Origin of the sequence: Mesorhizobium sp. M1252 (genome assembly GCF_040318265.1) — a bacterium.
In the GTDB taxonomy this organism is placed as follows: domain Bacteria; phylum Pseudomonadota; class Alphaproteobacteria; order Rhizobiales; family Rhizobiaceae; genus Mesorhizobium.
In genome coordinates, this window is sequence record NZ_JAMYLX010000007.1 from 227400 (window position 1) to 243199 (window position 15800).

The following is a 15800-nucleotide window of genomic DNA, read 5'->3' on the forward strand; positions in this document are numbered from 1 at the left end:
GACGCCGCCAGCGGAACTGCCGATCTCCCCCCTTGAGGGGGAGATGCCCGGCAGGGTAGAGGGGGGCGCCTCGTGACGCCCTCCGCTATTCTTGAGTCAGCGCTTTACGTCACGGATCTCGCCGCCGCCGAAGCCTTCTACTCCGACGTGCTTGGACTCGGCCTGCTCGGCAAGGTCGACGGCCGCCATCTCTTCTTCCGCTGCGGCCCGGGCGTACTGCTCATCTTCAACGCCGAAGCCACAAGAATCCCGCCGGCACCGGATGCGCGGCTGAAAGTGCCGCCGCATGGCACGGTCGGCGAGGGCCATCTCTGCTTTGCCGCAAGTGCGGATGAACTCGCACAGTGGAAGGCGCAACTTGAGGCGAAAAACATCGCCATCGAAAGCGAATTCGAATGGCCGCAGGGCGGGCGTTCGATCTACATACGCGACCCCTCGTGCAATTCGATCGAATTCGCCGAGCCAAGGATCTGGGGCCTTTGATGCATTCTCTCGATGGAAAGAAGATCGTCGTTGCCAGCCACAATGCGGGCAAGCTGCGCGAATTCGCCGATTTGATGGGTCCGTTCGGCTTCGAGGCGAAGTCGGCCAAGGACTACGGCCTGCCGGAACCGGAGGAGACCGGCACCACCTTCGAGGAAAACGCCTACATCAAGGCCTTCGCCGCGGCTAAGGCGACCGGCTTGCCGGCGCTGTCGGACGATTCGGGCCTGTGCGTCGACGCGCTCGACGGCGCCCCCGGCGTCTACACCGCCAATTGGGCCGAAGCTCCCGATGGCAGCCGCGACTTCAGCATGGCCATGCAGCGCACCGAAGTGGCCTTGCAGGAGGTCGGCGCCGCCAAGCCAGCGCAGCGCAAGGGGCGGTTCGTCGCCGTCATCTGCCTGGCCTTCCCCAATGGCGAAGCTGAATATTATCGCGGCGAAGCTGAGGGAACGCTGGTGTGGCCGCCGCGCGGCGAACTCGGCTTCGGCTACGACCCGGTGTTTTTGCCGGACGGTTTCGAAAAGACGTTCGGCGAGATGAGCGCTGAGGAAAAACACGGCTGGAAGCCCGGCCAGCCGACGGCGCTGTCGCACCGCGCCCGCGCCTTCCAGAAATTCGCCCGCGCCAGGTTAGGCTCAGCTTAATGTCGCTGGACCGCAGCCCGGGCTTCGGCGTCTACATCCATTGGCCGTTCTGCGCGGCCAAATGCCCGTATTGCGACTTCAACAGCCATGTCCGTCACCAGCCGGTCGACCAGGAGCGCTTTGCCCGCGCCTTCGAGACCGAGCTGAAGACCATGAGCGAGCGCACCGGGCCGCGCGAAGTGACCAGCATCTTTCTCGGCGGCGGCACACCGTCGCTGATGCAGCCGCAGACGGTGGCGGCGGTGCTGGACGCCGTGGCGAAGAATTGGACGGTGCCCGACGGCATCGAGGTGACGCTGGAAGCCAATCCATCTTCGGTAGAGGCCGAGCGCTTTCGCGGCTACCGCGCCGCCGGCGTCAACCGCGTGTCGCTCGGCGTGCAGGCGCTGAACGACAAGGATCTGCGCTTCCTCGGCCGGCTGCACAATGTCGACGAGGCGCTGCATGCAATTGGCCTGGCACGGGACATATTCCCAAGACTTTCCTTCGACCTGATCTACGCCCGCCCCGGCCAGACGCTGGACGACTGGCAGGCGGAGCTCGAACAGGCGATCGGCCATGCCGCCGACCATCTGTCGCTCTACCAGCTGACCATCGAGGAAGGCACGCCGTTCCATGCGCTGCATGCGGCGCACAAGTTTACCGTTCCCGACAATGACCGGGCCGCCGATCTCTATGCGCTGACTCAGGAGGTCACCGCGGCGCATGGCCTGCCGGCCTATGAGATTTCCAACCACGCCAGGCCGGGCGCCGAGAGCCGGCACAATCTGACCTATTGGCGGTATGGCGAATATGTCGGCGTCGGACCGGGCGCGCATGGCCGCTTTATCGAGAACGGCCACCGCACCGTGACGATCGCCGAGCGGATGCCGGAGACCTGGGCCAATCTGGTGGAGGCTAGGGGCCATGGCGTCACCGGCGGCGAGATCCTGACGCGCTCCGAAGAGGCCGACGAGTTCCTGCTGATGGGGCTGAGGTTGGCCGAAGGCATCGACCTTTCCCGCTACGAGGCGTTTTCCGGGCGCGGCCTGTCGAGCGCCCGGCTGACCGTGCTGCAGGATGAGGGGCTGGTGGCGCCGATCGGCAATGCCAGGCTACGCGCCACGCCAGCCGGCATGATCGTGCTCGATGCCGTGGTGGCGGATTTGGCGCGGTGAGCCCACAGGGCAAATGGCCGGGCTGTTGGACGATTTATCGGCTTGAGCAAGGATGCTAGAAAGTCGACTTGTTGAACCGCTGGCGTGCCAGCGCCGCATCCGAGGTGACTCCTGCGATGACGTTCCTGATCCACGAGACCTTGATGACATTGAACACGGATGATGTGTTCGAGTTTGGATTGACCGAAATCTTGAGACCTCCAGAGCAAGACGACCTCTTTGAGGCTCAGGCGATTTTCATCAGGAACGCAACGGTCACATCGAAACTAAAATTGACCCACTTGAGCGAATTCAGCGTTGTCCTCAGTTTCATAACATATATTGGAAATAAACTTCGCGGGATCGCCAAGGATGAGTTGCTCGAGTTTGATCTGAATGGACTCACATTTGATCAGTACATCCCTCTCAGCAAAAATCTGCGTAAAATCTGGGATGAGTAGTCGGTGAAGAACGTCCTGTTCGTCTGCAGCCAGAACCGCTTGCGCAGCCCGACCGCCGAGCAGGTGTTCTCCAAACGTAGGGATATCGAGGTCGAGTCGGCCGGCACCAATCACGATGCAGACACGCCGCTGACGCATGAGCTGGTCGCCTGGGCCGACATCGTCTTCGTGATGGAAAAGGCGCACCGCACCAAGCTGCAGAAGAAATTCAAGGAGAGCCTGAAGAAGGCCCGCGTCATCTGCCTCGACATCCCGGATGATTACGGATTCATGGATCCGGAGTTGGTGCGATTGCTGGAGGTGAGGGTGACGCGATACCTGGGCTGACTGATGTGGTTGGGGCGTTCCACGCCCGCGTTCGCCATCCTCGGGCTTCACCCGGGATTTGCCGCGAGGTTAAGGCGCTGCAGCGGTTCAGAATTCTGCGCCGCTGCATCCTTCGGCAGAGGTCACGGAATGGATCATAGGGTCTGCGCCGCGTCACTTCGCTCCTTGCTTCGCCCTAGGATGACGATGTTGCACCGATCGACAAACTAAGCGTCGTGCTTGAAGCGGCGCTTGCCGCGGTGTTTCTCGGCATGCGCCTCTCCGGTCCGGGCCGGCTTGGCGTCGCTCTTGTCCCGGCGGACGCTGTTCTGGTCGTTCATCGGATGCGGCGGCGCGCCTTCGCGGGCGCTCTTCGTTTCAAGACGGGTGATGAAGATATCGAAACGATTGGGCATCGTACGGTCAGTGCTCCGTCGTGCTGTCCGGTTTGTTGTCCGAAAGCCTGACATTCGTCGGCAAGGCGGTGGCCGCCCGACTGGCCAGGCCGGTGTCGCTTTCGGCGAGCGCACGCTTGCCCTTTCGCGCAGTGAAGCGCTTGCGCTCGGCATAATAGGGCTCGAAAACGTCCTGCAATTCCAGGCTGTCCATCCTGTCCTCCTCCTCAAGAGACTCAGGTATTCAATCCGCCAGCCACGCTTTCGTTCCCCACTGTGGCAAAGACATGGCCGCCGGGTTACATCGGCGTCAGGTTTGGCTCGATGTTCGGGAGTTTTGCAACCCGGCGCGCGCCGTGCCAAACAGGGCGAAATGGAGAGACCCCGGTGACCGGCGAGAAGCGCAGCTATGTGATCGGGCAGACCGAGATCGCGGTCCGGTCGCTGGCGCCGGCGCTGTATCTGGTGGCGACGCCGATCGGCAACCTCTCTGACATCACGCTGCGCGCGCTGGAGACGCTCGCCGCCGCCGACATCGTCGCCTGCGAGGACACCCGCGTCTCGCGCGTGCTGCTCGACCGCTACGGCATCCGCCGCCGCACCACGGCCTATCATGAACACAATGCCGGCGAGGCCGGACCGAAGCTGATCGCGGCACTCGAGGCCGGGCAGAGCGTGGCGCTGATTTCGGATGCCGGCACGCCGCTGATCTCCGACCCAGGCTACCGGCTGGTCGGCGAAGCGCTGGAGCGCGGCCTGCGCGTGGTGCCGATCCCCGGCCCATCGGCGCCGCTGGCGGCGCTGACGGCGTCGGGCCTGCCGTCCGACGCCTTCCTGTTTGCCGGGTTTCTGCCGGTGAAATCTGGGCAGCGGCTGACAAAGCTCGAAACGTTCAGGGCGGTGCCGGCAACGCTGATCTTCTTCGAGTCGCCGCGTCGGCTGGCCGAAACGCTGGTCGCCATGGTCGAGGCGTTGGGCGGCGCGCGCAAGGCCGCCATCGGCCGCGAGCTGACCAAGACTTTTGAAGAGATGCGGACGGGAACGCTGCAGGCGCTGGCCGACCACTATGCGGCGGCTGACACGCCGAAGGGCGAGATCGTCATCTGCGTCGGGCCCGCCGAGATCAAGCCCGACCAACCCGCCGACATCGACAGGCTGCTGCTGTCGCTGGCCGCCGAAATGCCGGCGTCCAAGGCGGCGGCGGAGGCGGCGAAGATGACTGGCGGGCAGAAGCAGGCGCTTTACCGGCGGTTGCTGGAACTCAGGGATGCGGTTGGAGAAGGCGAAGGTGGCTGAGCGCCCGGCCGCCAGCCGCCAAAAAGCCTATCGGCGCGGCCATCGCGGCGAGTGGCTGGCGGCAGCGGCGCTGATGCTGAAAGGTTATCGCATCCTCGCCCGCCGGCATCGCACCCGCTTCGGCGAGATCGACCTGATCGCCAGGCGCGGCGACCTGGTGCTGTTCGTCGAAGTCAAGGCGCGGCGCACGCTGATGGAAGCGATGGAGGCGATCGGCCACCAATCGGAGCGCCGCATCGAAGGCGCCGCCGACATCTGGCTGTCGCGGCAGCCGGACTACGGCAGATTGTCAATGCGCTTCGACATGATCGCGGTGCTGCCCTGGCGCTGGCCGGTGCATGTCGAGAACGCGTTTTATGGGAGGAGTTAGCGGCCTTTACCCTCCCCCTTGTGGGGAGGGTCGGTGAGCAAGCAACGCGACTCGTCGTTGGCGAAACGGGGCGGGGGTGTGGCGCCCCCACCCCGATCCGCTTTGCGGATCGACCCTCCCCACCACAAGGGGGAGGGTAAAGCTCACCCCCAAATGAAAAGCGCCACCAACCCAACCGCTCCCACCACCAGGCGCCACCAGCCGAACAGCGAATAGCCGTTGCGCGAGACGTAATCGAGCAGGAAGCGCACGACGATCAGCGCGGTAACAAAGGCGGCGATGAAGCCGATGGCGATGATCGGCAGGTCGGCGCTGCTCAGCACGTTGCGGTTCTTGAACAGATCGAAGGCGAAGGCGCCGACCATGGTCGGGATGGCGAGGAAGAAGGAGAATTCCGCCGCCGCGCGCTTGTCGACGCCCAGCAGCAGCGCGCCGACGATGGTCGAACCGGAGCGCGACGTCCCGGGGATCAGCGACAGGCACTGGAACAGGCCGATCTGCAGGTAAAGCCTTGTCGGGAAGCGCTCGACATCGCGGTAGACCGGCTGCAGCTTCATGCGGTCGACGACCAAGAGCACGACGCCGCCGACGATCAGCATGATGCAGATCAGCCTTGGCGATTCGAACAGCACCGTCTTGATGAAATCATGCGCCAGCGCGCCGATGATGGCCGCCGGCAGGAAGGCGATCAGGATGCCGATGACGAAATGCCGCGTCAGCCGGTCATGCGGCAGGTCGAGCAGCATCTGCCACAGGCGGCGGAAATAGACGCTGAGGATCGCCAGGATGGCGCCGAGCTGTATCAGGATCTCGAAGGCCTTGCCGGTGGAATGGAAGCCGAGGAAATGGCCGGCGAGCAGGATATGGCCGGTCGAGGAGACCGGGATGAACTCGGTCAGCCCCTCCAGCAGGCCGAGCAGCAGGGCTTCGACGATGGTGTGGCTATCCATGGCAACCTCGGCATTCAAGGGACGGAAGGAAACGGCTGGCAAAAGGGCTTGCTTGTCACGGCGCGGAAGTCCCCCTATAGGTCGCAGCACCGTGACGGCCGCATGACGGGCCGCCAACACTTACCGGTGCGGACGGCGATTCGCCAGTGCGCCTTAATATCGCGGAATCATGCTGACGCTTTTCCATCACCCGATGTTCGCCACCTGCCGCTTCGTGCGCCTCGCCTTCGGCGAATATGGCGAGGAGCTGGCGCTGATCGAGGAAAAACCGTGGACGCGGCGCAAGGAGTTTTTGGCGCTGAACCCCGCCGGCACCTTGCCTATCCTGCTGGCCGAAGGCGACGTGCCGATCGTCGGCGCCATGGTGATCGCTGAATATCTCGACGAAACACGTGGTGTCCTGAAGCGCGACAAGCGCCTGTTTGCGGAAGACCCGATGCAGCGCGCCGAAATCCGCCGCCTGACCGACTGGTATCTCAACAAGGCCGAGAGCGAAGTGACCCGGCATCTGGTGCGCGAGCGCGTGCTGAAGCCGGTGATGCCGGAAGCGGCGGGCGGCGGTTCCCCCGATTCGGCGGCGATCCGCGCGGCGCGCGCCAATATTCGCCAGCACATGAAGTACACCAACTGGCTGGCCGGCACCCGTCATTGGCTGGCCGGCAGCAAGGTCACCTATGCCGACCTGGCGGCGGCCGCGACGCTGTCGGTGCTGGATTATCTCGGCGAGATCGATTGGCGCGAGCATGCCGCGGCGCGCGAATGGTACACGCGGGTGAAATCGCGGCCGTCCTTCCGGCCGCTGCTCACCGACCGGGTGCGCGGCCTGTCGCCGGTGTCGCATTATGCGGACCTCGACTTCTAGAAGCCAAACCCTGCGCGCGCTGGTCGACGCCGAGGCGCGGCGCGCAGGCTTCGATGCGGTTGCCGTCACCACGCCCGATGCGATCCCGCTGGCACCGGCCAGATTGGCCGAGTTCGTCGCCGATGGTTTTCACGGTTCGATGGCGTGGATTGCGGAGACGCTCCAACGCCGCAGCGAGCCTTCGACGCTGTGGCCCGAGGTGCGCTCGATCATCGTGCTGGCAATGAATTACGGCCCCGACCACGATCCGCGTGCGCTGCAGGCAAGGCGCGATCTCGGCGCGATCTCGGTCTATGCGCAAAACCGCGACTATCACGAAGTGATGAAAGGCCGGCTGAAGGAGATCGCCGGCAAGATCGTGGCGCGGGCCGGCGGCGACGTGAAGGTTTTCGTCGATACGGCCCCGGTTATGGAAAAGCCGCTGGCTGAGGCCGCCGGGCTCGGCTGGCAAGGCAAGCATACCAATCTGGTCAGCCGCGAGCACGGCTCCTGGCTGTTTCTCGGCACCATCTTCACCACGGCTGAGCTCACGCCCGATGCGACCGAGGTAGACCATTGCGGTTCCTGCCGCGCCTGTCTCGACGCCTGCCCGACCGATGCCTTTCCGGCGCCCTATCGGCTCGATGCCCGGCGCTGCATCTCCTACCTGACCATCGAGAACAAGGGGCCGATCCCGCAAGAATTCCGCGAAAAGATCGGCAACCGCATCTATGGCTGCGACGATTGTCTCGCCGCCTGCCCGTGGAACAAGTTTGCCCGCGCCGCTTCGGAAGCCAAGCTTGCTGCCCGCGACGAACTGCGCGAGCCGCCGCTGGGCGAGCTGTTGCAGCTGGACGACACGGCGTTCCGGACCTTTTTCTCCGGCTCGCCGATCAAGCGCATCGGCCGCGACCGCTTTGTCCGCAATGTGCTGACCGCCGCCGGCAATTCCGGCGATGTTTCGCTGGCCGGCCCGGTGCGCGATCTGCTTGGCGATGCCTCGCCGCTGGTGCGCGGCGCGGCGATCTGGGCGCTGGCGCGGCTGGTGACGGCCGCCGAATTCAACGGGCAGGCGGCGATCTACTTGAACACCGAAACCGACACTACAGTGCAGGACGAATGGCTGTCCGCATTGCCAATCGAGGCGCATGCATGAGCGAAAAACAGGTTTTTATCTTCGGCGCCGGCTATTCGGGCAAAGCCTTTGCACGGGCCAATGCGGAGGCGATTACGATCTTCGGCACCACGCGCTCGGCCGAGAAATTCGAGGCATTGCGTCAGGCCGGCATCGCGCCGCTGCTCTTTCACGGCGCCCTGACCCCTGAAATCGGCGATGCGCTGGAAAAGACCACCCATCTCGTCGTCTCCGTGGCACCGGAGGAGGCCGGCGACCCTGTGCTTCTCGCCGCGCGAAAGGCGATCGAGGCGATGCCGGCGCTTCGCTGGATCGGCTATCTCTCGACCGTCGGCGTCTATGGCAATTATGACGGCGCCTGGGTCGATGAAACGGCCGAGTGCCGGCCGGTGTCGAAACGCTCGTCGATGCGAGTGGCGGCCGAGCGGGACTGGCTGCAGCTTGGCCTCGAGACCGGCAAGCCGGTGGCGATCCTGCGGCTTTCCGGCATTTATGGGCCGGGACGCAACGCGCTGGTCAATCTGGAAAACGGCACGGCCAGGCGGCTGGTCAAGCCCGACCAGGTGTTCAACCGCATCCATTGCGACGACATCGCCGGTGCGCTCTGGCACCTCATCGGTGGCAATAGAGGCGGCATTTTCAACGTCACCGATGACGAGCCGGCGCCGCCGCAGGATGTCGTCACCTATGCCGCTTCGCTGATGGGCGTCGAGCCGCCGCCGGAGATTCCTTTCGAGACCGCCCAACTTTCGCCCATGGCGCGGTCCTTCTATGGCGAGAACAAGCGCGTCGCCAACGCCGCGATCAAGGCAGCGGGCTACCGGTTCCGCTATCCGGACTACCGCCAGGCGTTCGATCGGATGTGGGCCGACGGCAGCTGGCGCGACGGCGAGCCGCGCAGCCCGATGAAGGTAGATAATCGAAACGCGAGCCCGAGGGTGATATGATTCGATTGTGTTGCGGACTTTTGCAGTGGGGTTCATGACGATTTCGATGCGATCCTTGACCGGCAGACGGCCGTTCCTGACGGCGGCGCTGGCAATCGTGGCACTGGCCGGGCTGGTGGCGGGCGCAATCACGGCCGAGCCACGGGCAAAAGACCTGTTCGGCGCCAAGAAGCTACCGGCGGTGGCTGCGGCGCAATCCTTCGGCTTCTATTCAAAGGGCTGCTTCACCGGCGGCGTCGCCATTCCGATGGACGGCCAGAACTGGGAGGTGATGCGTCCCTCGCGCAACCGGCGCTGGGGTCATCCAACGATGATTGCGCTGATCGAGAAACTGTCGCGCGATGCCGCCGCCGACGGCTGGCCGGGGCTTCTGATCGGCGACATTTCGCAGCCGCGCGGCGGGCCGATGCTGACCGGGCACGCCTCGCACCAGATCGGCCTCGACGCCGACATCTGGCTGACGCCAATGCCCGACCGCAAGCTCACCACCCAGGAGCGCGAAAACATCAGCGCCACGCTGATGGTCGACGACAAGACGCATCTGGTGAAGGACAGGCTGTGGAAGCCGATGCATACCAAGCTGTTGAAGCGCGCGGCGAGCTATCCGGAAGTCGAGCGCATCCTGGTCAATCCTGGGATCAAGAAGAAGCTGTGCGACACCGTCACCGGCGACCGTACCTGGCTGAGAAAAATCCGGCCGTTCTGGGGCCATGACTATCATTTCCACATCCGCATCGGCTGCCAGCCGGGTTCGCCCAACTGCAAGGGACAGGAAGCGACGCCCGACGATGACGGCTGCGGCAAGCCGCTGGCCTGGTGGTTTACCGAGGAGCCGTGGCGCCCCAACAAGAACCCGGATGCGCCCAAGGCGCGCGACCTGATGACGATGGCGAACCTGCCGAAACAATGCCAGTTCGTGCTTGACCAGCCCGACGCGGACTCAGCCGAAGCCGTCACCTATCGCGGCGGCGGCGTGCCGATCGCCGCCAGGGCGCCGGAACCCGACGCGCCTCCGCCTATTGCGGGCAATGCGGGCGGCTTGCCAAACGCAGCCAACGCCTTCACCGCCACGCCGGAGATCGGCATTCCCCTGCCAAGGCGACGGCCGCCGGCAAACGTCGGACAGTGATGGCGAACTGACGCTTTCCCTTTCCGGGGCCATGCGCTAGTCAATCGATTGAACACCGGGCGATTGAACACCGGGCGATTGAAAAACCGGGCGATTGAAACGGTCGCAACGGCGCCGCAAAGGGGACGAGCAAGAGCATGTCAGGCGACGACGACACCGCGTTGCGGTTTCCAGTGCTGATCGGCGACATCGGCGGCACCAATGCGCGCTTTTCGATCGTGCTCGACGCAAATTCGGAAGCCGGTGAGCCGCATATCGTGCAAACCGCCAATTTCGCCACCATAGACGAGGCGATCCAGGCGGCGGTGCTCGACCGGTCGTCCATCCGGCCGAATTCGGCAGTGCTGGCCATCGCCGGACCGGTCGATGGCGACGAGATCCCGCTTACCAACTGTCCCTGGGTGGTGAAGCCGAAGCAGATGTTTGCCAATCTGGGCCTGGGCGACATCGTCGTGCTCAACGATTTCGAGGCGCAGGCGCTGGCCGTCGTGGCGCTCGGCGAAGAGCACATGGAAAAGATCGGCGGCGGCGCGCCGGAGGAGAATGCCGGGCGTGTCGTGCTCGGTCCCGGCACCGGCCTCGGCGTCGCCGGGTTGGTTCATGCCCTCCACCACTGGATACCGGTGCCTGGCGAAGGCGGCCACATGGATATCGGTCCGCGGACGCCGCGCGATTTCGAGGTGTTCCCGCATATCGAAAAGCTGGACGGCCGCATTTCGGGCGAGCAGATCCTGTGCGGGCGCGGTCTGGTCAATGTCTACCGGGCGGTCGCCAAGGCCGACGGCAAGCCGGCGCCGTTCACCACGCCGGCCGAAATTACCGGGGCGGCGCTGGCCAAGACCGACCCGGTTGCCGAGGAAGCGCTGGCGCTGTTCGTCACCTGCCTCGGCCGAACCGCCGGCGACCTCGCGCTGGTGTTCATGAGCCGCGGCGGCGTGTTTTTGACCGGCGGCATCGCGCAAAAGATCGTTCCGGCACTGAAGGAAGGCAGTTTCCGTGCCGCCTTCGAGGACAAAGCGCCGCACAGCGCGCTGATGGCCTCGATGCCGGTCTATGTCATCACCCACCCGCTGGCAGCGCTTCTGGGCCTTGCCGCCTATGCCCGCAACCCGTCGCTGTTCGGCGTCCAGACCGCGGGGCGGCGCTGGCGGGCATGATCCATTTCGTCCCGAACATGGGTCTGTTCCTGGAAATGGCTGCCGCTTTCGTGACCCTGACCTCGAGCCCCGACGAAGTTTCGCCATAGGCAAGCCGTAGCCGGGGCGCTAAGAGGGGGCCGAATTCCAGCCTGGCATCCCTACATGCCGGTTGATTTCAGATCGAATCGACCTGAAATCATCCGGCTCTAAATCAAAGAGATAGAGCATGATGTCGTCCGAAAACCGCTTCACACTTTTCGGCATCATGCTCTAGCAAACCACGAAGCGCCCGCGATTTGACCGCTCAAAGTCCACTCAAACTGAAAGTCCAGCCAGCTGAGGTCACTGCGGTGCTGCGCCGCATCCTGGCCGAAAACGGCAGTGAATATCGCTGGACCTATGTCGTTGCCGTCGGCTGCCTGCTGATTGTTTCCGCCACCACCGCCTTCACGGCGTGGATCATGGCCCCGATGATCAACGAGATCTTCTACGAACGACGCGGCGACATGATCGTCTGGATCTGCGCCGGGTTCATGGCCGCCTCCGTGCTGCGCGGCTTCGCCGGTTACGGCCAGGCGGTCGCGTTGGCCAAGATCGGCAACAATCTGGTCGCCCGCTACCAGAAGCGCAGCTTCGACCACCTGATGAAGCTCGGCGTCGACTTCTTCAACGATACGCGTTCCGGTCGGCTGGCGGCACAGGTCAACGAGAATGTCGGCGGCGTTCGCGATCTGCTGTCGCTGACGCTGACCTCCATCAGCCGCGACGCGGTCTCGCTGATCGCCCTCGTCGGCGTCATGATCTACCAGGATCCGGTGTTGTCGCTCAGCTCGCTGCTGATCGGGCCGCCGCTGATCTGGGCCGTCGTCTACATCACCCGCCGATTGCGGCGCATCAACCGGGAATCGGTGCTGATCAACTCGCGGCTGAACGGGTCCGTACAGGAGGCCACGCAAGGCATCGCCATCGTCAAGGCCTTCACCCTGGAAGCCGAGCTGGCGCGCCGGATCGGCATCATGGCCGATACGGCCGAGCAGCGTAACAACAAGATCGCCCGGGTCGCGGAGCGGCTGTCGCCGATTTCCGAGATTTTGGGCGGTCTCGCCATTACCTCCGTCCTTGCCTATTCCGGCTACCGGGCGCTGGTGCTCGGACAACCACCAGGCGCTGTGTTTTCCTTCATCACCGCGCTGATCATGGCCTACGATCCGGCACGGCGCCTGGCTCGTACGCAGGTCGGTATGGAACGTGCCCTGGTCAACGCCCGGATGATTTACGAGCTGCTCGACCTGGAGCCTAAACAGGGCGATGCGCCCGACGCGGTCGAAGCCAGGATCACCACCGGCGAGGTTCGCTTCGACAATGTGACGTTCGGCTACAGCGCCGACATGCCGGTGATCAGGAACCTGAGTTTCACCGCCGCGGCCGGCAAGGTTACGGCGGTGGTCGGGGCCTCGGGTGCCGGCAAGACGACGCTCGTGGCGCTGCTGCAGCGCTTCTACGATGTCGACAAGGGTTCGATCGAGATCGATGGCCAGGACATTTCCAAAGTCACCAAGCACTCGCTGCGCGGCTCGATCGCCTATGTCTCGCAGGCGCCCTATCTGTTCGAAGGCAGCATACGCGACAACATCCGTTTTGGCCGACTTTCGGCGACCGACGCCGAGATCGAGCGGGCGGCGGTGCTGGCGGCGGCCGACGAGTTCATCCGTCAGCAGCCGCAGGGCTACGATACGCCCGTCGGCGAGGGCGGCTCGACCCTTTCCGGCGGCCAGCGCCAGCGCGTCTCGATTGCGCGGGCGATCGTGCGCAATGCGCCGATCCTTTTGCTCGACGAGGCGACCTCGGCGCTGGACAACGAGGCCGAAGCCCGCGTCCAGGAAGCGCTGACCCATGTGATGGAAGGGCGCACCACCATCGTCATCGCGCACCGCCTGTCGACGGTCGTCAACGCCGACCACATCATCGTACTTGAAGAGGGGCGCCTGGTCGAGGAAGGCACCCATGCCGCACTGATGGCCGATCCAAACAGTGTCTACGCCCGCTTCCACCGCATTCAAGGCAAGAACGGACTGGGGCTTGTCGACGACTCGAAGCCCGTCCAAACTCCGGTCCTGCGCAGCCGCGCCAAGAAGGCGGTGGGGAGAACAGCATGAGCGAATCCGGCGAAATGGGCCTGGTGGTGGTGGGGGCGGCCGGCCGCATGGGCCAGACGCTGATCCGCGCCATCCATTCGATCCCCGGCGCCCGCGTCGTCGGCGCGGTCGAACGAACCGGATCGCCCTATCTCGGCAGGGATGCGGGCGAGCTTGCCGGCATCGGCATCATCAATGTGACGATCGGCGACGATCCGCTGCCGGTGTTCGCCAAGGCCGACGGCGTGCTCGATTTCACCATGCCGGCAGCCACCGTCGAATTCGCAGGCTATGCCGCGCAGGCACGCATTGCCCATGTCATCGGCACCACCGGCTGCTCGGCGGAAGACGACGCCAGGATCGAGGCCGCGGCGCGCCACGCGACGATCGTCAAATCCGGCAATATGAGCCTCGGCGTCAATCTTCTGGCGGTGCTGGTCGAGCAGGCCGCGCGCGCGCTCGGTCCAGAGGATTTCGACATCGAGATCCTCGAAATGCATCACAAGCACAAGGTCGACGCGCCCTCGGGCACCGCCTTGCTGCTCGGCGAAGCGGCGGCGGCGGGACGCGGCATTTCCCTTGCCGGCAACGATGTGCGGTCACGCGACGGCCATACCGGCGTGCGCAAGCCAGGAACGATCGGCTTTGCCAGCTTGCGCGGTGGCTCGGTGGTCGGCGACCACAGCGTCATCCTGGCCGGGACCGGCGAGCGCATCACGCTGTCGCACCATGCCGAGGACCGCGCCATCTTTGCCCGCGGCGCGGTCAAGGCCGCGCTCTGGGCGCGCGGTAAAAAGCCAGGACTTTATTCCATGCGGGACGTGCTCGGCTTGAGCTAAACTATCCATAATTTTGAAGGAGCAAACATGTCGGGAACTCTCGTGCTCGTGCGCCACGGCCAGAGCGAATGGAACCTGAAGAACCTGTTCACCGGCTGGCGCGATGTCGACCTTACCGAGCAGGGCCACAAGGAGGCCAAGGAAGCCGGCCAGAAGCTCAAGGCACGCGGCTTGAAATTCGACATTGCCTTCACCTCGGCGCTGATCCGGGCGCAGAAGACCTGCCAGCACATTCTCGACGCGGTCGGCCAGAGCGATTTGAAGACGATCCGCGACCAGGCGCTGAACGAGCGCGACTATGGCGATCTCTCCGGCCTCAACAAGGACGACGCGCGCCAGAAGTGGGGCGAGGAGCAGGTGCACATCTGGCGCCGCTCCTACGACGTGCCGCCGCCCGGCGGCGAAAGCCTGAAGGACACCGGCGCCCGCGTCTGGCCCTATTACCTGCACGACATGCAGTCGCATGTTCTGAAAGGCGGCACCGTGCTGGTCGCCGCGCATGGCAATTCGCTGCGCGCACTGATCATGGCGCTGGACGGCAAGAGCGGCGAGCAGATCGTCAAGCTCGAGCTCGGCACCGGCGTGCCGGTGATCTACGAGCTCAACGCCGATTCCACTGTGGCGTCGAAGGACGTGCTGGAGGGGTGAGGTTTTCGGCCAACGCATTCGCCGAGTCGGCGCTGCCCCTCATTGCCCTGCCGGGCAGTTCTCCCGGTGTAGTGACGGGGAGAAAGGGCTGGCCGCAGCCTCGGCGCTCTTCTTGTGACGCAGGTGACCGGCGAAAATCATCGATGAGAGCGCCCCTCTCCCCGTCACTGTGCGGGGAGAGGATGCCGGCAGGCAGGTGAGGGGCGGCGCTGACCCCCGGGAAACTAAGCCGGCAGGCAGCGGCCCTCGAAAAAGCGCGTTGACACATATCGTTTGCCCGCTTACATGAGCCCGCACCAGCCCAGATGGCGGAATTGGTAGACGCGCACGGTTCAGGTCCGTGTTCCGCAAGGAGTGGAGGTTCGAGTCCTCTTCTGGGCACCAAATTCCCGTTTCGGATAAGTCCGAAATGATTTAGACGCGAAGCAAAAAAGCCCGGTTCCCGGGCTTTTTTGCTGATGGATGACAGATTGTCCAGCGGAGGGTCAATGCGGCGGGCGAACCGCTTTCATTGCTTCTTCTTCGAGTGTCTGGAGCTTCTCCCGAATCTCCTCCGGCTCGGCATGCTCCAAGCCGACGACATCGTTTCTGGTCTCATTCAGCGAAACGATAATCTCATCAAGCTTGGCGTGAATGGCGGCCGTGTCGCGGTAACCCTGGATCAGCACAACGCCGGTGATCACGATGGCCGCTACCGACAATGCGTAGGTGACCACATTCGTCAGGCCGAATGGCACCAACGCAGTACAGAGCAGCATGGCTACAAGAAGGACATAGAAGCCCGGTGGCCGGGATAGAAAGTCGCCCATCACAAAGAGAAAGCGGTTCATATCCAGGCCGCGGTCAAAAATGCCACGAGTGCGGTGACGGCTACGCAAATTGGAATTGCCGCGAGTAAGGCAGCTTCCAGGACCCAAGTTTCCTTGTCGCTAAACATCAGACA

Annotated in this window: 18 protein-coding genes, 1 tRNA gene and 1 pseudogene; 17 read left to right on the forward strand and 3 right to left on the reverse strand. The window is 64.2% G+C overall.

Annotated features, from left to right (window positions below):
- Positions 1-72: 72 nt before the first annotated feature.
- The 6 genes and pseudogenes from NKH22_RS16625 to NKH22_RS16650 form a co-directional block, all read left to right on the forward strand.
- Positions 73-483, forward strand: a complete 411-nt coding sequence (locus NKH22_RS16625) for a VOC family protein (protein ID WP_023822355.1) — start codon at positions 73-75, stop codon at positions 481-483.
- Positions 483-1130 (forward strand): RdgB/HAM1 family non-canonical purine NTP pyrophosphatase, encoded by a 648-nt coding sequence (gene rdgB / locus NKH22_RS16630; RefSeq protein ID WP_023822354.1) that lies wholly within the window; start codon positions 483-485, stop codon positions 1128-1130. The genes NKH22_RS16625 and rdgB overlap by 1 nt, the downstream gene beginning before the upstream one ends.
- Positions 1130-2287 carry a radical SAM family heme chaperone HemW gene (gene hemW / locus NKH22_RS16635; RefSeq protein ID WP_023822353.1) on the forward strand — a complete coding sequence of 386 codons (1158 nt, stop codon included), beginning with the start codon at positions 1130-1132 and terminating at the stop codon, positions 2285-2287. Before rdgB ends, hemW begins: the two co-directional genes overlap by 1 nt.
- Positions 2288-2358: 71 nt before the next feature.
- Complete coding sequence (locus NKH22_RS16640; protein ID WP_155921660.1) at positions 2359-2727, forward strand: hypothetical protein; 369 nt, start codon at positions 2359-2361, stop codon at positions 2725-2727.
- Between the two features lie 3 nt (positions 2728-2730).
- Positions 2731-3054: a low molecular weight protein tyrosine phosphatase family protein gene (locus tag NKH22_RS16645; protein WP_023698066.1), complete on the forward strand. Its 324-nt coding sequence runs from the start codon at positions 2731-2733 to the stop codon at positions 3052-3054.
- Between the two features lie 188 nt (positions 3055-3242).
- Positions 3243-3377: pseudogene (locus NKH22_RS16650) on the forward strand (EamA family transporter); the annotation flags it as partial.
- A gap of 79 nt (positions 3378-3456) precedes the next feature.
- Here the strand turns inward: NKH22_RS16650 and NKH22_RS16655 are convergent.
- On the reverse strand, positions 3457-3642 hold the full coding sequence (locus NKH22_RS16655; RefSeq protein WP_023687558.1) for a hypothetical protein: 186 nt from the start codon (positions 3640-3642) through the stop codon (positions 3457-3459).
- Positions 3643-3815: 173 nt separating this feature from the next.
- Here NKH22_RS16655 and rsmI point away from each other — a divergent pair, with 173 nt between their 5' ends.
- Positions 3816-4724: a 16S rRNA (cytidine(1402)-2'-O)-methyltransferase gene (gene rsmI, locus NKH22_RS16660; RefSeq protein WP_023822351.1), complete on the forward strand. Its 909-nt coding sequence runs from the start codon at positions 3816-3818 to the stop codon at positions 4722-4724.
- A complete protein-coding gene (locus NKH22_RS16665) occupies positions 4717-5094 on the forward strand; it encodes a YraN family protein (protein ID WP_023692944.1) in 378 nt (125 codons plus the stop codon). Before rsmI ends, NKH22_RS16665 begins: the two co-directional genes overlap by 8 nt.
- A gap of 143 nt (positions 5095-5237) precedes the next feature.
- On the opposite strand, the gene NKH22_RS16670 is transcribed toward NKH22_RS16665, so the two are convergent.
- Positions 5238-6044, reverse strand: a complete 807-nt coding sequence (locus NKH22_RS16670; RefSeq protein ID WP_023692943.1) for an undecaprenyl-diphosphate phosphatase — start codon at positions 6042-6044, stop codon at positions 5238-5240.
- Between the two features lie 169 nt (positions 6045-6213).
- On the opposite strand from NKH22_RS16670, the gene NKH22_RS16675 reads away from it, so the two are divergent.
- From NKH22_RS16675 to NKH22_RS16715, 9 genes are all read left to right on the forward strand, one after another.
- Positions 6214-6906: a glutathione S-transferase family protein gene (locus tag NKH22_RS16675; protein WP_023822350.1), complete on the forward strand. Its 693-nt coding sequence runs from the start codon at positions 6214-6216 to the stop codon at positions 6904-6906.
- Complete coding sequence (queG, locus tag NKH22_RS16680; protein WP_352910141.1) at positions 6887-8041, forward strand: tRNA epoxyqueuosine(34) reductase QueG; 1155 nt, start codon at positions 6887-6889, stop codon at positions 8039-8041. The genes NKH22_RS16675 and queG overlap by 20 nt, the downstream gene beginning before the upstream one ends.
- A complete protein-coding gene (locus NKH22_RS16685; RefSeq protein WP_023832963.1) occupies positions 8038-8967 on the forward strand; it encodes an SDR family oxidoreductase in 930 nt (309 codons plus the stop codon). Before queG ends, NKH22_RS16685 begins: the two co-directional genes overlap by 4 nt.
- Positions 8968-9013: 46 nt before the next feature.
- Entirely contained in the window at positions 9014-10096 is a 1083-nt protein-coding gene (mepA, locus tag NKH22_RS16690; RefSeq protein WP_460221917.1) for a penicillin-insensitive murein endopeptidase, read from the forward strand.
- Between the two features lie 137 nt (positions 10097-10233).
- On the forward strand, positions 10234-11253 hold the full coding sequence (locus tag NKH22_RS16695; protein WP_023726739.1) for a glucokinase: 1020 nt from the start codon (positions 10234-10236) through the stop codon (positions 11251-11253).
- Positions 11254-11531: 278 nt separating this feature from the next.
- Positions 11532-13391: an ABC transporter ATP-binding protein gene (locus NKH22_RS16700; RefSeq protein ID WP_023741995.1), complete on the forward strand. Its 1860-nt coding sequence runs from the start codon at positions 11532-11534 to the stop codon at positions 13389-13391.
- Complete coding sequence (dapB, locus tag NKH22_RS16705; RefSeq protein WP_023687567.1) at positions 13388-14209, forward strand: 4-hydroxy-tetrahydrodipicolinate reductase; 822 nt, start codon at positions 13388-13390, stop codon at positions 14207-14209. The genes NKH22_RS16700 and dapB overlap by 4 nt, the downstream gene beginning before the upstream one ends.
- A gap of 27 nt (positions 14210-14236) precedes the next feature.
- Positions 14237-14857 (forward strand): 2,3-bisphosphoglycerate-dependent phosphoglycerate mutase, encoded by a 621-nt coding sequence (locus NKH22_RS16710; RefSeq protein WP_352669535.1) that lies wholly within the window; start codon positions 14237-14239, stop codon positions 14855-14857.
- A 299-nt stretch (positions 14858-15156) separates the two neighbouring features.
- Positions 15157-15241: transfer RNA gene (locus NKH22_RS16715), tRNA-Leu, on the forward strand.
- Positions 15242-15342: 101 nt separating this feature from the next.
- Here the strand turns inward: NKH22_RS16715 and NKH22_RS16720 are convergent.
- Positions 15343-15687 (reverse strand): low affinity iron permease family protein, encoded by a 345-nt coding sequence (locus NKH22_RS16720; RefSeq protein WP_023672069.1) that lies wholly within the window; start codon positions 15685-15687, stop codon positions 15343-15345.
- Between the last annotated feature and the right edge of the window lie 113 nt (positions 15688-15800).